This is a genomic window from Aquabacterium sp. (assembly GCF_036279655.1).
Classification (GTDB): Bacteria; Pseudomonadota; Gammaproteobacteria; order Burkholderiales; family Burkholderiaceae_C; genus Aquabacterium.
The window spans coordinates 1-16,870 of sequence record NZ_DASUIT010000125.1 but is presented as its reverse complement, the minus strand read 5'-3'; the positions used below and the strand labels follow the sequence as shown (position 1 = coordinate 16,870).

Genomic DNA, 16,870 nt, shown 5'->3' with positions numbered 1-16,870 from the left:
TCAGGCCGTGACGGAGTCCATCTCGGCCCAGTCGATGCACTGAACCTGGTTGCGGCCGGCCTCCTTGGCAGCGTAGAGCCCCTGGTCAGCCCGCTCGATCAGCAGGTGCAGGTTCTTGGCGTCGCCCACGCCCAGTTGTCCCACGCCGAAGCTGGAGGTGATGCGCAGATTGGGCACGGCGTCCACGGCCGGACCGGCCTCCAGCTCGATGGCCGCACGAATGGCCTCGGCCACGCCGGCCGCCTTGTCCAGGTCGTAGCCGGGCAGCAGGATGCAGAACTCTTCACCACCGTAGCGGCACAGCACGTCCTGCGGGCGCATGGCCCGCTTGAGCAGCTTGGACACCTGCTGGATCACCAGGTCGCCCACGGCGTGGCCATAGGTGTCGTTGAAGTTTTTGAACTTGTCGATGTCGCTCATCACGCAGGACAGGGGCTCGCCCGAGGCCTCGGCATGCGCCATCATGGCCTCGGCGCGCGCAAAGAAGGCGCGGCGGTTGAAGCAGCCGGTCATGGGGTCGCAGTTGGCCAGCATCTGCAGCTCGTCGTTCTGCTTCTGGATCTGGTCTCGCGAGACCTCCAGTTGGCCCAGGGCTGCACGCAGTTTGGCATTGGCCTGATCCAGGGCGGTGATGTCGTCCAGGGTGACCAGCGCGCCCCGAGGGTTGCCGGTGGCGTCGCGGATGGCGGCGCAGTTGAGCAAGGCGCGGCGGTGGTCGCCTCCTGGCTCGGTGAGGTCGATGTGGACACCCAGGATGGGCTCGCTCATCTTCATGACGCGCTTCCAGGGGGGCTCGACGTCGCCGTCTTCGCGCAGGCCCTTGACCAGCCACTCCACCTGGTCGATGGAGCGTCCCAGCAGCACGGAGCTGGCCTGGGGGTGAAAGTTGCGGAAGGCGGAGTTGGCCAGCAGGATCTGTCCGTCGATGTCCAGCACGAGCAGGCCTTCCGTCAGGGTATCGAAGGCGACACGCACCCGCTCGGGGATCGCCTTGGAGGGGTCCAGATGCTGCAGAACGCGCCGCAGATACAGGTAGAAGGACAGGAAGGTGGCCGTGCTCAGAATGACCACCAGTTGGACCGTGGGCTGCTTGGTCCAACCCAGCAGCGTGGTCGGCCAGGGCGACTTGAACCCGACCTCCAGCTGCCCCCATTTGCCCGAGGTGGTGTTGAGCGGCACCACCACATTGGTGATGGTGGACAGGCCCAGGGAGGGGTTCTTCCAGAGTTCGACGTGGCGGGAGGTGGACACCACCAGGGTGCCGTCGACCTTGCGGATCCCCACGGATTCGACGTCCTTGGAGTTCTCGACCAGGTCGCTCATCATGGGTTGCAGCATCGCCACCATGCCGGGCTCGCGCAGCATGCGCTTGACCTGCAGGGCCAGGTGCACGGCCACCTCTTCGCGCAGGGTCTGCGTCATGGAGCGCTGGTCGGGCAGGAGCTTGAGGACCAGGTCGAGCACCATCAGCAGGCCGATGAGCAAGGACACCAGGCCCAGGCTGATGCGCGCCGTGGGGCTCAGGGACCATTGCGGCAGTATGTTCCCGAACTTCATCCAGTACCTTCCGTCCTGCCAGCGGTGCAGGCGTGATCAGCGCAAGGAGAACATGGGGCGATCTTCGTCCAGAGACGACTTGCCGCGCACCGTCATGTTCATGCTCATGCTGAGCTTGGGTTCGCGCGAGGCGATGTACTGCTTGACCAGCATGCGCTCGGGCGCCTGACGGGCCTTGACGACATGGGTGGAGATCAGCACAGGACGGGGCGCAGAACTGGCAGAGACTGCATTCAAGGCGGCCAGGATGCCAGGGGCCACGGCGGGCGCAGGTTTGCGAGCGGGCACGGGTGCCACGACCGGAACGGGGTTTGCCGCCCGCGGTGCGATGGTCTGGGCGGCCACGCTGACACGGCCACTGCTGTCTTGGCCACTCGGGCGCCCTGAGCGAGACACCGCCGCAGGCTGCACCGCAGCCGGTGCAGCGGGCGTCGCGCCCGACTGCGGGGCCACGGCGAAATCGACGCGACAACGCAGACCGGCAGGGATCTTGCGCTCCGGGTTGGGCAAGGTCAGGCGCACCCGGAAGCTGTTGGAGGCCGGATCGATCACGCGGTCCACCAGCACCACCTTGGCTGACATGGCGCTGTAGCTGGCCAGATCGGTCTTGATGGTGGCCACCTGACCGGCCTGGATCGAGCCAAACTGCGAGGCCGGCACGATGGCCTCGATGCGAAGGGGGTCGATGCGCGCCACACGGACCACAGGCTCGCGCTCGATGCGCTCGCCTTCCGTGCGGTAGCGCTCGATGACGATGCCATCAAATGGGCTGCGCACGTCGCGCTGGCTCAACTGAGCCGTCGAGAGTCTGAATTCGCGCAAGGAGACACGCTGTGCCTCGCGGGCCTGAACGACCCGCTGCGACGCGACGCGGGCTTCGGCATCGGCCTGGTCCAGAGCCTGGTCCGAGACGAAGTCCTGCTTGAGCAGATCACGAGCACGCTCCAGCTTGCGCTGGGCCAGCTCATAGGCGGCCTCGGCCTGCCGAACCTCGGCCTCGGCCTGGGATCGGGCCTCGGCCACGGACGCAGATGCGCGCTCGACCTGGGCACTCAGACGGGCCACCACCTGGCCGGCGCTGACGTTATCGCCACGCTCGACCATCAGGCGCTCCAGGACACCCACCGATTGGCTGCCAACATCAGCAACACGATCGGGTTCGACCAGGCACCCGACAGCCTCGGCATGAGCACCCGTGCATGCCAGGCCTGCGGCCAGCATGGTCACCATCGGTGTCAGATACCTCATAGTCACAACTTGGCTCCTGTCACGACCAGCACACGAGCGCGCTTGTCGTTGGTTCTTCTCAGGTTCTTATCGGCACAGCCCGAAAGGACTTGAGGCCTGGTCACCATGATGATGACCATTTGATGACATTCATCGTCTGAAAAACCACGGGTTTCACACCCAGTCGTCCCGCCCGGCCCAGGCGGTCTGCCGTCGCATGGCCTGCTGCATCTGCAGCAAAGCCCAGCGTTGTCGTGCCGTCTGGCGCCCCGCCCAGAACTGCAGAACCCCCACCACCCAGCGCACGGTGCGGGGCACGGGCCGCTCCCTCCCCTGGGGCGGGCAGGCGGCCTTGACCAGCGCCGTCAGTGCGGTATGCCGGGTGAGCGGGGTCAGGGTCTCGTCTTCCCAACTGAGCACCCACAGGTGGCTGCCCGGCTGCCCCTGACGCCCTGCCCGCCCGTAGAGCTGACGGTCGATGCGCGCAGAGGCATTCAGATGGGTGTTGATCACATGCAGCCCGCCACGTGCCAGCACGTCCGCATGGGGCTGGATGTCGGTGCCGCGACCCGCCATGTGGGTGGCCACGGTGATGGCACCGGGCAGGCCGGCCGCATCGATGACGCTGCGCTCCTCTTCACCAGCGTGGCCGTCATGGCTTGCATTGAGCACCCGATGCGGCACGGCCTGGGCCGTCAGCAAGGCCGACAGCTTTTCCGAGTCCGAGACGCTGTCCACCCCCACCAGCACAGCCCGGCCTTGCGAGGCGGCCTGCCGCGCATGGCGGACCACGGCCTGCCATTTGGCAGTGTCATCGTCCAAGAGCAGCAGCCCCTGGTCCAGCCGCTGGCCCGGGACGCGCAGAGGCACCTTGACCACGGGCACGCCGTAGATGGCCAGGAACTCGCGGCGCTCCTCCCACAGCGTGCCACTGAGGCCGCAGATTCGATGGTAGCGGGGGAAGAACTCCTGGTAGGTGGTCTGCAGCAAGGTCTGCGTTTCGGGTGACAGGCGAACCTGCTCCTTGATGCAGACCATCTGATGCAAGCCCCGGGACCAGGCTCGCCCAATGGCCAGGCGGCCCGTGGTGCCATCGATGATGTGGACCTCCTCGTCGCGGACGAGGTAGTGGACATCACGCTTGAGGGCCCACAGCGCCGTGAGGGCCAGACCCACCTGCTCTTCGCGGAAGCGCTTGAGCCGCCAGGGGCCAGGCAAGGCGGCGGCCGCCTGGGCCAGGCGCTGGGCACCCTCGTGGCGCAGGCGCAGTGGTCGGTCCGGTTCATACAGAAAATCACGCCCGGACTTGAGCTTGCGCGCCAGATAGATCGCCAGGCGGTGACGCTGCTCGGCGTCGGCACTGTCCACGGCCTGGGACAGCACCAGCGGGGTGCAGGCCTCGTCAATGAGGATGCTGTCCGCTTCATCGATGATGGCCATGCACAGGCCACGCAGCACCTGATCGGCTTCGCGCCCCTGTGCGCGTGCGACCCGGTCGCGCAGGTGATCAAAGGCGAATTCCTTGGCGGTGGCGTAGACGATGTCGTGCTGATAAGCACGCCGGCGGTCGGCAGGCTCATCGGCCGACACCACCCAGGCCACCCGCAGGCCCAGGGCCGCGTACAGCGACAGCCATTGCTGGGCGTCGCGCCGGGCCAGGTAGTCATTGGCGGTCATGACGTGCACGGGGATACCGGCCAGTGCCGCCGTGGCCGCGGCCAGCACCACGGTGATGGTCTTGCCCTCGCCCGTGGCCATCTCGATCAGCCGCCCGCCCAGCATCCACCAGGCTGCCTTGAGCTGCACATCATGCAACTGCCACCCCAGCTGTCGCTGGACCACGCTGGCCACGGCGGCAATGGCCTGGGCTGTCAGGGTCAGATCAAAGCCCTGCACGGCCAGCCGGGCCTTGAGCGCGGACAACTCGGCGTCGAACTGGGCTTCTGTCAGGCGGGCCCACCGGGGGCTGTGCTCACGCACCAGCTTCACCAGCCGATCGGCCGCAGCCCGGCCTGGCGGAGGGGGGCTGCGCAACCAAGCCGCCGCCCAGGCCACCAGGCTGCTGGAGGCGAATTCCGGGGCATCACGCAATGGGTAGGGGCCGTACACCGGCCCGGGCATGGGCAGACGCTTGCCTGGCGAGACGTGCTGTGACCACGTGGTGGCGGAGGGTGTCGGCTCCTGGGCCATGGATGCTGTGCTCATGCCTTGACGTCAGAGAAATGCTTGAGCAAGAGCTGACGCGCACGCTGTGTCAGCGTCATCCACAGGCTCTGGGGCGCCAGGTCCAGTCGGACACGGGCCAGCCCCCCCGCACGCGGCAGGGTGTCGTCCAGCACCACGTCGATGACAAAGGTGGGCTCGGTGGGACGCAGCTCGTCCTTGTCGGCCGGGTCGGTGGGAACACGCCCTCCCATCCGATCGGCCATGGCAGGCAGGGGCAGGCGGTCCGCCGCCGCAGGCACCTCCCGCAGCCAGGAGGCCTTGAGCGATCGGCCGGGCTTCTCGTCGAGCATCACGGTGATGGATTTCAGGCGATGGCGGACATCGTCGATGTCTCGCTGCGGCACCAGGGCCCGCACGACCGTGGGCTGCGCCCCCAGGACATAGGCCAGCACCTGCCCTCGGGTGACCTGGTGGGCCTCCAGATCCTGCTCGCGCGGCAGCACGAACTGCCCGGACACCCCCGCACGCAGGATGTGGCCCGCCAGATCCTTGTCCAGTTGACGCAGGGCGGCACGGTCGCGCGCCAGGTCTTCCTGCGCATTCTTCATCTTGAGCGGATCCTTGCCGAACGAGGCGTTGTACTCCGATTCGGCCCGCTCGATCTGCGCCCTCAGGACCTGGCGATCGGTCTCCATCACGGGCGCCTTGAGGGTGATCAGGGCCTCACCGGCGATCACATGCTGCTGGCTGCGCACCCAGACGGTTTCGACTTCGCCATCGGTCGAGGCGCGCACCTGAGCGTCATCGGGCAACCAGACCACACCTTCGATCACCATCGTGTGGGGCACCGGCACCCAGGCCACCGCCAGGGTCAGCGCCAGAACCATCACCGTGACCATCAGACCGACACGGCCACGCATCTGGGACAAGCCCGGCACCGCATCGAGCGAGCGGACCCAGGCCAGCAAGGGCTGAATGACCAGCGACCAGCCTGACCAGGCCGCGACCAACAGCCCGAGCAGCGCCGCCTTCTGTGCGCCCCAGCTCACGATCAGAACCGCGACGCCCAGGCGGTAGAGCCAAGAGGCGGGTGAATACAGCCGCAAGGCCCAGCGTTCCAGGGCATCGGCCGCCGTCAAGATGCCGGTATCGTCCGGCCCGGTGTCGACACGCAGCACCCTGGACAGCAGGTTGCGAGCCCCCTGCCCGAACAGGCGGCCGCTGCGCCCGGCCAGATTGGGCAGGTCCAGGACGTCGCACAGCACGTAGTAGCCGTCGAGCTTCATGAGGGGGTTGCCATTGAACAGCAGGGATGACAGCCCACCCAGGCTCATGACCACAAAGGCCCCCTGGCGCACCAGGCCGTCCTCGACGTTCAGCCACACCAGGGTGGCCAGCGCCGCCAGGCCCAGCTCGACCCAGATGCCGGCGGCACTGATGTGCGCGCGTTGCCAGCGGTTGACCAGGCGGTTGGACGCGCTGGCGTCCACATAGGGCATGGGCACGAACATGAAAAAGTTGATGCCGACCTCAGGCACCTCGCAACCGTACCGGCGCAGCGCCAAGGCATGGCCCAGCTCGTGCAAGGCTTTCATGATCGGGTAGGTGACCCAGGCGGCGGCCAGATAGCCTGGCGTCAGGAAGAACTCACGGCCATAGCTCATCACTTCCCGCAGGTCCAGCATGACGGCCCAGGCGGCAAACAGCACCAGCAGCAGCCAGGGCCACTGCACCCAGGGGGCCCAGAGCATGCGGCCAAAGCCCGAGAGGTATTCCAGGATCAGGGACGGATTGAACAGACCCAAACGAAAGGCCAGCGGGTTCAGACGCGCGCGACGCTCCTGGCGGTTGCGCACCTCTTCCGTCTTGACCAACTGGCGGACGTCAGGCGTCACTTCGGCCTGAATCAGGCCCGCATCGGTCATCTGGCCGAGGATGCGGATCACGTCATGCTGGGATGGGGCGTCATCCCCCAGTTGGTCCAGCAGGACCTGCCAGACCTCGTCCACACTGTGACGACCATCCATGCGGCCCACCAGCTCGTAGGCCTGTGCGTTCACCCGGTGGTGGCGCCCCGTCGCCTGGTTGTAGAGCACATACCAGGCTTGCCCGCGCGTGGTCTGCATGCGCACCGACACGTGAGGTCGCAGGCGGGGATGCAGCCCCGAGATGCGGAACCAGTAGGGGGACATCAGGGTGTCTTGCATGCTCGATGCCGCTCAGAGCCAGGTCCACACCATCATGCGCAGCCATTGCCACGCCTTGACCGACCAGCGCCAGAGCACGGGCCGCTCGGGCAGATCGATCTTGGCAATGCCCTCCAGCCCGGGTCGCAGACCGGCCAGACCCGCCCCGACCCCCGTGGGCCTCGCCTCCACCTCGTAGCGCACCCCGTCTGCGGTGCTGCGTGCCACCGGCGTGATGCGATCGATCACCAGGGCGATGGGCTGACCCGGCATGGCCGCCAGGCGCAGGCTGGCCGCCTGGCCACGCTGAAGCTCGGGGACATCCGACTCGTCCACTTCCAGCACCACGCGCCAGTCCAGCCCCGGAGCCAGCGTCAACAGCGGATCGCCCCGCTTGAGCGGTGCCCCCAGTTGCTGATGCAGATCACCGGCGATGACCACGCCGTCAAATGGCGCCGTCACGCGCACACGCGCCAGTTGCTGCTCGACCAGGGCCAGTTGGGCCTTGGCCTCGGCCACCTTGGACTGCGCCATGGCGGCCTGTCCCCGGTCACCCCGGGCAAAGGCCTCGGCGAACGTGTTCTCCTGCTGTGCCACCTCGGCCAGTCGCGCGCGCTTGGCAGACTGCAATTCATCGTCGGACAACTCGGCCAGCAACTGGCCTTGCTTGACGACATCGCCAGGGCGCACATGCACCTCGCGCAGGAAGCCATCCTGCGAGGCGCTGAGCACCCGCTGAACCGCCCCTTCCAGGCGGGCGGACGCATTGACGCGGTTGGGCATGGGCCACAGCAGCCCGTAGGCCAGGGTCAGCGCCAGGGCCACCATCATCCAGCGCAGACGACGCTCGGAGGGGTCGCGCAGGCGGTGCTTGAACAAGGCCACATCGTCACGGATGCGCTCGCTGACCGGGCGACTCAACTGGTATTGCAACCTCAGCAGCGGTGCCAGGCCCTCGGCCACCACTTCCAGCCACTGCACCTCGTGGGGTTCAAAGGCGCCACGGATCAGTTCCTGCTGCGCGCTGGGCCTCAGGGTGTCGGACGGCACGGATCGCTCGCAGGTGAGCACACCAATGACCTGGCCCTGGTGCGCCAGCGGCACGCTCATCACCCCGGCCAGGCCCTGGGCCTTGAACAGCATCTGATGCGCCAGCGTGATGCGCGACGCGCTCTTGCTGGGCTGGGGCCAGAACAGGGTGGCATGCTGGTGCACGGCCTCCAGCATGGCCTGGTTGAGTTCGGGAATGGCAGCGCCCTCTTCCAGCACCACGCCATCGGACAGGGCCACGATGCGCAACTGGCCGGCACTGACCCAGCCCAGGGAGACGCGCAGACAATGCAGGCGCTGGCTGATCTCGGAGACCACCTCGGCCCCGCTGCGGCGCCAATCCTGCGCGGCCAGTGAGGTCTGAAGACAGCCCAGCAAGGCCAGCGAAGACTCTGTCGGCAGCCCCTGGGCGCCCGCACTGTGCGGGGCGAGTCCTGCCATCACCGGAGGGTCAGCGCCATGAGCTGCACCGCCGGAAACAGGCTCCTGAGGGGTGCTGCGAGGGCTCAAAGTGTGCATGGTTTGATCTGGAATCAGTCGTCCGCGTCTGCAATAGGCGTCACCGGCCCCGGTTTCTAACGGGAGTGCCCCTATCATCCGCGTTGCACATGATGTTGAATTGCGCAATAAGCACGGAAAACACCCCATAAAGACATCACAGTCAAGGAGTTGAGATGAAGGTTTTGCTGATCGACGACCACCCCCTGATCCTGGCGGCACTGCAATCGGTGATCCAGGGTCTGGGTGACCACGTGGAAGTGGCCTCGGCCTCCAGCGGCCGGGCCGCCCGCGAGTTCCTGCAAGCCGACTCGACGGTCGATCTGGTGCTGCTGGACCTGCATCTGGGAGACGCCGACGGTTTCGATCTGCTGGCAGAGTTCCGATCCACCTACCCCGCCCTGCCCGTGGTGGTGATTTCCGCCTCGGACCGCACCAGCGACGTCATCCGCTCCATCGACATGGGCGCCATGGGCTTCGTGCCCAAACGCGCCAGCAACGAAACCCTGGTCGATGCCCTGCAGCAGGTCATCTCCGGCGGGGTCTATGTGCCCCCCATGAGCATGGGCAGCGACGTGATCGGCAGCGCGGCATCGCAGCCCGTACAGCACGAAGCCGCCAGCGCGGGCTTCCAGACCACCCCCTCGCTGTCGCAACTGGGCCTGACCCCGCGCCAGACCGATGTGCTGGCCCTGCTGCTCAAGGGGCAACCCAACAAGCTGATCGCCCGAGAACTGGGCCTGTCGGTCGAAACCGTCAAGGACCACGTGGCGGCCGTGCTGCGTGCACTGAACGTCAGCTCGCGCACGCAGGCCGTGATCGCCGTGAGCCAGATGCTGCAGATCCAGGGCACCAGCGCCCCGGATGGCTTCTCGGCCTGGCAGGCCGTCAGGCGCTGACACCCGGGTTAACGCGTCATCCACATGGATGACGCGCATGCTGCACTCGCGGCGTAGTCTCCAGCCAGCGGTGCACCCATGCACCCCTGTCAGGAGACCCCATGAAACAAACCCCACCCTGGCGCCGCCTGCTGATCACCGGCCTGTCCGGCCTGATCATCAGCCCATTGGCCCAGGCGCTTGACACCCGCTGCCAGCTTCAATACCCGGTGGTGCTCTCGCACAACTGGAGCATGCAGCGCATCTGCAAGACCCCTGTATCTGCCAAGGGCACACCCTGCGAGCAGTTCGAGGACTTTGAGCGCTATTGCGCCGACAAGGCCACCCACCCGGACGGCTCCAGGTGGTGCAAGCTGTGGCAGGTGCCCGATGACGAGGCCGACCTGCCACCCCGCGATCGCAACGTGGCCGACCCCGGGCTGACACGGCAGCTGAGGGGGCACTACCGATACTTCAGTCGGCCCATCGTCGACCGACTCAGCCAGACCTGTGGCAACCGGGTCTACATCGCCGACAAACCACCCTATGCCACCAACGCCGTGCGGGCACGCTCTCTGAGGGGCACTGTGCTGCAAGCCCTGCGCGAGACCGGTGCGTCCAGAGTGATCCTGATCGGGCTGTCGCAGGGGGTGCAGGACGCACGCTACATGAGCGCCGTGCTGCCCGTGGACGATGCCGATCCGCAGGGGCCGCGCATGTCGTCCCGGGTCGCCGCCGTGGTCAGCCTGTCCGGAGAAGATGGCGGTGCCGAGGCCGCCTCCCTGCAGCTCGATGCCATCTACCTCAGCACCCTGGGCCGCTGGAGCGACCAGGCCAAGGCCTATGGCGACTGGAACGACACCGATGTGGATGCCGGTCTGTGGAAGCGCAGCGGCGACCCCGATGGCCCGCGAGCGCTCATCGAGGGCTGCCGTGGCAGCGACGAATGCGCCATCGGCACGGTGGATCAGCGCTACCGCTGGTATCTGCGCTCGGTGACCGACATCACCACGGCCTACATGCGACCAGACCTGACGCAGCGCCTGGGTGTGCTGGGCCCCATGTGGACCAGCCTGCGTCAGTTCATCGGCAAGACGGAGCGCCACTGGGAAGAGGTCGTGCCCCCGCGCCTGGAAGCCGCATCCACCGGGGTGCGCTACTTCTCCTATGCCGCCGGCCTGCGGCAATGGAGCGATGGTCTGGAGTTCCCCGAGGTGTACTGGGCCATCACCCTCACCGCCGGCATGAACGACGGCTTCGTGAGCGTGGATCGGCAGCGCTTTCAGCGCCTGGGCATGGCCTCCGAACACATCCGTACCTTGAGCGGCCAGCATGGCGGCTCGGGCTACCACCACATGTTCTTCAGTGGTCGCAACGATGCCTTGTTCGCCCCGCTGCCCGGCCTGCGCGAAGGCCCGCCGTATCAGGGCGGATCGGCTGATTTTTTCCAGCAACTGGCCATCGATCTGCGCCAGCGTGGCTTGTGAACCCAGGAGCCCTCCATGATGAACCACCCCCTCCTTCTCGTCCGCCACCTGCTGGCGTCAGCACTCGCAAGCTGGTGCCTCAGCGGGCAGGCCGCAGGCCCCACGCCTGCCGTACCGGACAGTGAGCAGATCTTCCAGTGGGTCAATGACATCACCAGCTTCGGCGTGCGCAGCTCGGGCAGCCCCGGCTCGCTGGGTGCATCGCAGTATGTGCACGATCGCTTTCGTGAATGGGGTCTGGAGCGCGTGGCCTTTGAAGAGGCCGACACCAAGGTCTGGAGCGCGTCCAACTGGGGCCTGCGCGTCGATGGCAGCCCCATCGGTGCATCACCGATGCAGCACACCTTCCACCAGGGCCTTCCGACCACCTTCAGCACCGGCACGGGTGGGCTGCAGGGCGATCTGGTCTACGTGGGCGGCGGCAGCGCCAGCGACTTCTGGCTGCGGGACGTGAAGGGCAAGATCGTGGTGGCCGATGCCCGGTTCGGCAAACGGCCCTTGTGGCTGTTCAAGCCCCTGTTGTTGGGGCTGCAAGATAGCGATGGCACCTTTGACAGCAACTACTCACTGGTGGACCCCTATGCAGGCGGCAACTTCCCGGACAGCTACTACCGTGCCATGAACAAAGGGGCGGCAGGCTTTGTCGGCATCCTGAGCGACTACTTTGACAGCCACCAGTACCGCAATGAAGGCTACAAGTCCTACGATCCGGGCCAGGCCATGCGCATCCCCGGGCTGTGGGTGTCGCCCGTGGCGGGTGCTCAACTGGCCGAACGCATCCAGGCCACGACCTTCAGAAAGGACAAGCTCAAGGGCGCGCTGACGCTGGAAGGCCAGCTCACGGCCCAGAAAGGCCGGGCCGTGCTGGGCTACCTGCCGGGCATGAGTGACGAGATCATCCTGATCGAATCCCACCACGACTCAACGACCACCGGAGCCACCGAAGACGCCTCGGGCACGGCCAGCGTGCTGGCCCTGGCACGCTACTTCTCGCAACTGCCCCGAAGCGAGCGCCCGCGCACCCTGATGTTCGCCACCATGGACACGCATTTCACCGACTACGCCGTGCACAAGGCCTTTGCCAAGCGCCATCTGCGTGCCAACAACCCGCTGGGAGAAAAGGTCATGGCCGTGATCACCCTGGAGCACATTGCCCAGGAATGGATGCCAGGCAAGGACCGCCGCCCCACCCCCACCGGCCTGCTGGCGCCACGCGTGTTCATGGTCTCCACCGAAGTGCCTGGCCTCAAGGACATTGCCCTGTCGGCCATGAAAGATCACCAGCTGGAGCGTTCGGTGGCGGTCTCCACCGCATTGACCGAACTGGTCAACGGACAGCCGGGCATCCCGGCCGACAGCAGCGATTTCCTGACCGTCGGGGTGCCGGTGATGGCCTTCGTGGGCGCCCCGCTCTACCTCTATGACGACATCGACACCCCTGACAAGGTCGCCAGGGATGAACTGGGAAGGGTGGCCAAGGCCTTTGTCGATGTGGTCAACCAAGTCAGCCGTCTGCCGAGCAGCCACTTCAAGCGCCTGCCCGACAAGGCCGATTTCTGAAGCAGACTCAGCCCTGACACAACTGGCGGCGCGCCTCATCGTACTCGGCGCGCAGGCGGGCCACCAGTTCGGCCACGGGCACGACCTTCTTGATGGCGCCAATGCCCTGACCACAGCCCCAGATGTCCTTCCAGACCTTGCCGCCACTCTCGCCACTGCCGAAGCTCATCTGGCTGGGATCGCCGTTGCCCAGGGCATCGGGATCCATGCCGGCGTTCACGATCGAGGGGCGCAGGTAGTTGCCGTGCACACCGGTGAACTTGCTGGTGTAGATGACATCGGCGCTGGCGCAGTCGACGATCATCTGCTTGTAGGCATCGACCGCACGGGCTTCTTCGGTGGCAATGAAGGCCGAGCCGATGTAGGCAAAGTCAGCCCCCATGGCGCGCGCAGCCAGGATGGAGCGGCCATTGGCAATGGCGCCCGACAGGGCCACCGGACCCTCGAACCACTCGCGGATTTCCTGGATCAGGGCGAATGGGCTGGTGGTGCCGGCATGTCCGCCCGCACCGGCCGCCACGGCAATCAGGCCGTCGGCACCCTTCTCGATCGCCTTCTGGGCGAACTTGTTGTTGATGACATCGTGCAGCACCACGCCGCCATAGCCGTGCACGGCATCGTTGACGTCGGTGCGAGCCCCCAGCGAAGTGATGATCACAGGCACCTTGTACTTGACGCACATCTCCAGGTCGTGATCGAGCCGGTCATTGCTCTTGTGCACGATCTGGTTGATGGCAAAGGGTGCCGACGGCTGCTCGGGATGCGCAGCATCCCAGGCGGCCAGGGTTTCGGTGATCTCGGCCAGCCATTCGTCGACCTGCGAGGCGGGTCGGGCGTTCAGCGCGGGCATGGAGCCCACGATGCCGGCCTTGCATTGCTCGATGACCAGCCGGGGTGTGCTGACGATGAACATCGGCGAGGCGATCACCGGGAAGGAGACTTTTTTCAGAACGGCAGGCAGCATGACGATAGAACCTCAATGAAACGTGGAGCCCACAAACCATCGGCCGCATGAAGCGGCCGATGAGTCAGGTCATTGTGACACGCCTGGTGTCATCCGATCAGGACGCGATCAGAACAGATCCACCGGCATGGCGGTCACGCTCTCGCCACCCTCCAGGATGGTGTCGCGCAGCGAGGCCGTGCGGGGCAGGATGTGATCCCCGAAGAAGCGCGCCGTGGCGATCTTGGCGGTCATGAACTCGACGTCCTCGCCAGCCTTGAGCTTGTCTTCTGCCACGATCAGGGCGCGGGCCATCTGCCAGCCCGACACCAGGGTCGAGGTCAGGAACAGGTAAGGCACCGAGCCGGCGAACACGGCATTGGGGTTGCTCTTGACGTTGGCGACCACGAAGTCCACCACCTGCAGGAAGGCCTCGCGGGCTGCCTTCAGGCGCTTGGCCATGGTCTGGCTGGCCGCGCTTTCGCGGGCCGCCAGCGTGCCTTCCAGATCGGCGATCTGGGCGGCGATGGCCTTGGCCGTGGCGCCACCATCACGGGCGGTCTTGCGACCCACCAGGTCATTGGCCTGGATGGCGGTCGTGCCTTCGTAGATCGGCAGGATGCGGGCGTCACGGTAGTACTGCGCAGCACCGGTTTCCTCGATGAAGCCCATGCCACCGTGCACCTGCACGCCCAGCGAGGACACTTCGACGGAGTTCTCGGTGCCGTAGCCCTTGATCAGGGGCACGAGGAACTCGTAGAAGGCCTGGTTCTGCTTGGCCACGGCCGCATCGGGGTGGTGGTGCGCGAAGTCGTAGGCGGCAGCGCCGACCAGGGCCATGGCACGGCCACCTTCGGTCAGGGCGCGCATGGTCATGAGCATGCGCTTGACGTCGGGGTGATGAATGATGGCGGCCGAGCCGGGCTGCGAGCCGTCCACGGGACGCGATTGCACGCGGTCACGGGCGTAGGCCACGGCCTTCTGGTAGGCGCGCTCGGACAGACCGATGCCCTGCATGCCCACGTCGTAGCGGGCCGCATTCATCATCACGAACATGTACTCGAGGCCGCGGTTTTCTTCACCGACGATGTAGCCGATGGCACCCTCGCCCACGTCGCCCTTGTTGTCACCGTAGACCAGCACGGCGGTAGGCGATGCCTTGATGCCGAGCTTTTCTTCGATCGAGGCGCAGTAGACGTCATTGCGCTTGCCCAGCGAGCCGTCGGCATTGACCAGGAACTTGGGCACCACGAACAGGCTGATGCCCTTGACGCCTTCGGGCGCGTCAGGCGTGCGAGCCAGCACCAGGTGCACGATGTTCTCGGACATGTCGTGCTCACCGTAGGTGATGAAGATCTTCTGACCGCTGATGCGGTAGGTGCCGTCGTCCTGCTTGACGGCTTTGGAGCGCACCAGGGCCAGATCCGAACCAGCCTGGGGCTCGGTCAGGTTCATGGTGCCGGTCCACTCGCCGGTGATCATCTTGGGGATGTAGCGGGTCTTGAGCTCGTCGCTGCCTGCGGTCAGCAGGGCCTCGATGGCGCCGCCGGTCAGCATGGCGCACAGCGAGAAGCTCAGGTTGGAGCCCACCAGGATCTCGATGCAGGCCGCACCGATGGTCTTGGGCAGGCCCTGGCCGCCGAAATCGGTGGGCTGATGCAGGCCTTGCCAGCCGCCTTCAGCCAGTTGCTTGTAGGCTTCCTTGAAGCCGGGCGAGGTCTTGACCACGCCGTTGTCCCAGCTGCCATGGTCCTGATCGCCGCTCCAGTTCAGGGGGGCGGTCACACCCTCGTTGAACTTGCCGCATTCTTCAATCACGGCAGCAGCGGTATCGACGCCGGCGTCCTCGAACCCGGGAATCTGGGCAACCTTGTCCAGGCCGGCCAGCTCGGTCACACAGAAAAGCAGATCCTTGACGGGTGCGCGATAGCTCATATTCATTCTCCGATAAACGACAAAGGGGGCGTCTCAAGAGACGCCCCCGGTCAGGTGTTCAGGCAGACGTATCGTCTGGCATGAGCCCTTGTATTACAGAGCCTTGACCAGTTCCGGCACAGCCGTGAACAGATCGGCTTCCAGACCGAAATCGGCCACCTGGAAGATGGGGGCTTCGGGATCCTTGTTGATGGCCACGATGACCTTCGAATCCTTCATGCCGGCCAAATGCTGGATGGCGCCGGAGATACCGCAGGCGATGTACAGCTGAGGTGCCACGATCTTGCCGGTCTGACCGACCTGCAGGTCGTTGGGGGCGTAGCCAGCGTCCACGGCAGCGCGGGAAGCACCCAGGCCAGCGTTGAGCTTGTCGGCCAGGGGCGACATGACTTCGTTGAACTTCTCGGCAGAGCCCAGAGCACGGCCACCGGACACGATGATCTTGGCAGCGGTCAGTTCAGGACGAGCCGACTTGGTCACTTCACGGCCCACGAAGGACGAGGAGCCCGAGTCAGCCACGGCAGCCACGGTCTCGACAGCGGCGGAGCCACCGGTGGTGGCGGCAGCGTCGAAAGCGGTACCGCGAACGGTCAGCACCTTCACCGAGTCAGCCGATTGCACGGTGGCAATGGCGTTACCGGCGTAGATGGGACGCTCGAAGGTGTCGGCAGAGATCACCTTGGTGATTTCCGACACTTGAGCGACGTCCAGCTTGGCGGCCACGCGGGGCGACACGTTCTTGCCGGAAGCGGTGGCGGGGAACAGCAGGTGGCTGTAGCCCGAAGCCACGGCCAGCACTTGAGCAGCCACGTTCTCGGCCAGGCTGTCGGCGAATTGAGCGCCGTCAGCGTGCAGGACCTTGGAAACACCAGCGATCTGAGCAGCGGCAGCGGCAGCGGCACCGGCGTTGGAGCCAGCGACGAGCACGTGCACGTCGCCACCCAGGGCCTTGGCAGCGGTCACCACGTTCAGGGTGGCGGCCTTGATGCTGTTGTTGTCGTGATCAGCAATAACGAGAGCGGTCATGGGTTATCTCCTCAGATCACTTTGGCGACGTTCTTGAGCTTGTCGACCAGGGTCGCCACGTCGGCCACCTTGATGCCAGCGGAGCGCTTGGGAGGCTCGGCGACGCTCAGAGTCTTGATGCGGGGGGCCACGTCCACACCCAGATCCGCCGGCTTGACGGTGTCCAGGGGCTTCTTCTTGGCCTTCATGATGTTGGGCAGCGTGACGTAGCGCGGCTCGTTCAGACGCAGGTCGGTCGTCACGACCGCAGGCAACTTCAGCTTCACGGTTTCCAGACCACCGTCAACTTCGCGGGTCACGATGGCGAAACCATCGGCCACTTCCACCTTGGACGCGAACGTGCCTTGCGGCAGGTCA

At 65.9% G+C, this 16,870-nt stretch carries 12 protein-coding genes; 3 read left to right on the top strand and 9 right to left on the bottom strand.

The features are described 5' to 3' along the window. From VFW84_RS14045 to VFW84_RS14025, 5 genes are all read right to left on the bottom strand, one after another. Positions 1–1,557, bottom strand: coding sequence for a GGDEF domain-containing protein (locus VFW84_RS14045; RefSeq protein ID WP_329681085.1), 1,557 nt, complete (start codon positions 1,555–1,557; stop codon positions 1–3). 36 nt (positions 1,558–1,593) lie between these two features. Next, on the bottom strand, positions 1,594–2,805 hold the full coding sequence (locus VFW84_RS14040; RefSeq protein WP_329681084.1) for an efflux RND transporter periplasmic adaptor subunit: 1,212 nt from the start codon (positions 2,803–2,805) through the stop codon (positions 1,594–1,596). A gap of 153 nt (positions 2,806–2,958) precedes the next feature. Next, on the bottom strand, positions 2,959–4,989 hold the full coding sequence (locus tag VFW84_RS14035; protein WP_329681083.1) for a DEAD/DEAH box helicase: 2,031 nt from the start codon (positions 4,987–4,989) through the stop codon (positions 2,959–2,961). After that, on the bottom strand, positions 4,986–7,157 hold the full coding sequence (locus VFW84_RS14030; protein WP_329681082.1) for a PqqD family peptide modification chaperone: 2,172 nt from the start codon (positions 7,155–7,157) through the stop codon (positions 4,986–4,988). The genes VFW84_RS14035 and VFW84_RS14030 overlap by 4 nt, the downstream gene beginning before the upstream one ends. Positions 7,158–7,169: 12 nt before the next feature. Beyond that, positions 7,170–8,627 (bottom strand): HlyD family efflux transporter periplasmic adaptor subunit, encoded by a 1,458-nt coding sequence (locus VFW84_RS14025; protein ID WP_329681081.1) that lies wholly within the window; start codon positions 8,625–8,627, stop codon positions 7,170–7,172. Between the two features lie 233 nt (positions 8,628–8,860). Between VFW84_RS14025 and VFW84_RS14020 the strand changes: the two genes are divergently transcribed. From VFW84_RS14020 to VFW84_RS14010, 3 genes are all read left to right on the top strand, one after another. Beyond that, positions 8,861–9,583, top strand: a complete 723-nt coding sequence (locus tag VFW84_RS14020; protein ID WP_329681080.1) for a response regulator transcription factor — start codon at positions 8,861–8,863, stop codon at positions 9,581–9,583. Between the two features lie 101 nt (positions 9,584–9,684). Continuing rightward, positions 9,685–11,049 (top strand): hypothetical protein, encoded by a 1,365-nt coding sequence (locus VFW84_RS14015; protein WP_329681079.1) that lies wholly within the window; start codon positions 9,685–9,687, stop codon positions 11,047–11,049. A gap of 15 nt (positions 11,050–11,064) precedes the next feature. Next, entirely contained in the window at positions 11,065–12,609 is a 1,545-nt protein-coding gene (locus VFW84_RS14010; protein ID WP_329681078.1) for a M28 family peptidase, read from the top strand. Positions 12,610–12,616: 7 nt separating this feature from the next. Here the strand turns inward: VFW84_RS14010 and VFW84_RS14005 are convergent, their stop codons facing one another. The 4 genes from VFW84_RS14005 to VFW84_RS13990 form a co-directional block, all read right to left on the bottom strand. Beyond that, a complete protein-coding gene (locus tag VFW84_RS14005) occupies positions 12,617–13,573 on the bottom strand; it encodes a nitronate monooxygenase family protein (protein WP_329681077.1) in 957 nt (318 codons plus the stop codon). A 108-nt stretch (positions 13,574–13,681) separates the two neighbouring features. Then, positions 13,682–15,487: an acyl-CoA dehydrogenase gene (locus VFW84_RS14000; RefSeq protein ID WP_329681076.1), complete on the bottom strand. Its 1,806-nt coding sequence runs from the start codon at positions 15,485–15,487 to the stop codon at positions 13,682–13,684. A gap of 93 nt (positions 15,488–15,580) precedes the next feature. Beyond that, positions 15,581–16,513 (bottom strand): electron transfer flavoprotein subunit alpha/FixB family protein, encoded by a 933-nt coding sequence (locus tag VFW84_RS13995; RefSeq protein ID WP_329681075.1) that lies wholly within the window; start codon positions 16,511–16,513, stop codon positions 15,581–15,583. An 11-nt stretch (positions 16,514–16,524) separates the two neighbouring features. Continuing rightward, on the bottom strand, positions 16,525–16,870 hold a 346-nt coding region (locus tag VFW84_RS13990; RefSeq protein WP_414638999.1), incomplete at its 5' end, for an electron transfer flavoprotein subunit beta/FixA family protein.

What these genes read in the sequence shown, in the direction of transcription:
- VFW84_RS14045 (WP_329681085.1), bottom strand. Translation starts at nt 1,557, where the DNA reads ATGAAGTTCGGGAACATACTGCCGCAATGGTCCCTGAGCCCCACGGCG.
- VFW84_RS14040 (WP_329681084.1), bottom strand. Translation starts at nt 2,805, where the DNA reads ATGAGGTATCTGACACCGATGGTGACCATGCTGGCCGCAGGCCTGGCA.
- VFW84_RS14035 (WP_329681083.1), bottom strand. Translation starts at nt 4,989, where the DNA reads ATGAGCACAGCATCCATGGCCCAGGAGCCGACACCCTCCGCCACCACG.
- VFW84_RS14030 (WP_329681082.1), bottom strand. Translation starts at nt 7,157, where the DNA reads ATGCAAGACACCCTGATGTCCCCCTACTGGTTCCGCATCTCGGGGCTG.
- VFW84_RS14025 (WP_329681081.1), bottom strand. Translation starts at nt 8,627, where the DNA reads ATGGCAGGACTCGCCCCGCACAGTGCGGGCGCCCAGGGGCTGCCGACA.
- VFW84_RS14020 (WP_329681080.1), top strand. Translation starts at nt 8,861, where the DNA reads ATGAAGGTTTTGCTGATCGACGACCACCCCCTGATCCTGGCGGCACTG.
- VFW84_RS14015 (WP_329681079.1), top strand. Translation starts at nt 9,685, where the DNA reads ATGAAACAAACCCCACCCTGGCGCCGCCTGCTGATCACCGGCCTGTCC.
- VFW84_RS14010 (WP_329681078.1), top strand. Translation starts at nt 11,065, where the DNA reads ATGATGAACCACCCCCTCCTTCTCGTCCGCCACCTGCTGGCGTCAGCA.
- VFW84_RS14005 (WP_329681077.1), bottom strand. Translation starts at nt 13,573, where the DNA reads ATGCTGCCTGCCGTTCTGAAAAAAGTCTCCTTCCCGGTGATCGCCTCG.
- VFW84_RS14000 (WP_329681076.1), bottom strand. Translation starts at nt 15,487, where the DNA reads ATGAGCTATCGCGCACCCGTCAAGGATCTGCTTTTCTGTGTGACCGAG.
- VFW84_RS13995 (WP_329681075.1), bottom strand. Translation starts at nt 16,513, where the DNA reads ATGACCGCTCTCGTTATTGCTGATCACGACAACAACAGCATCAAGGCC.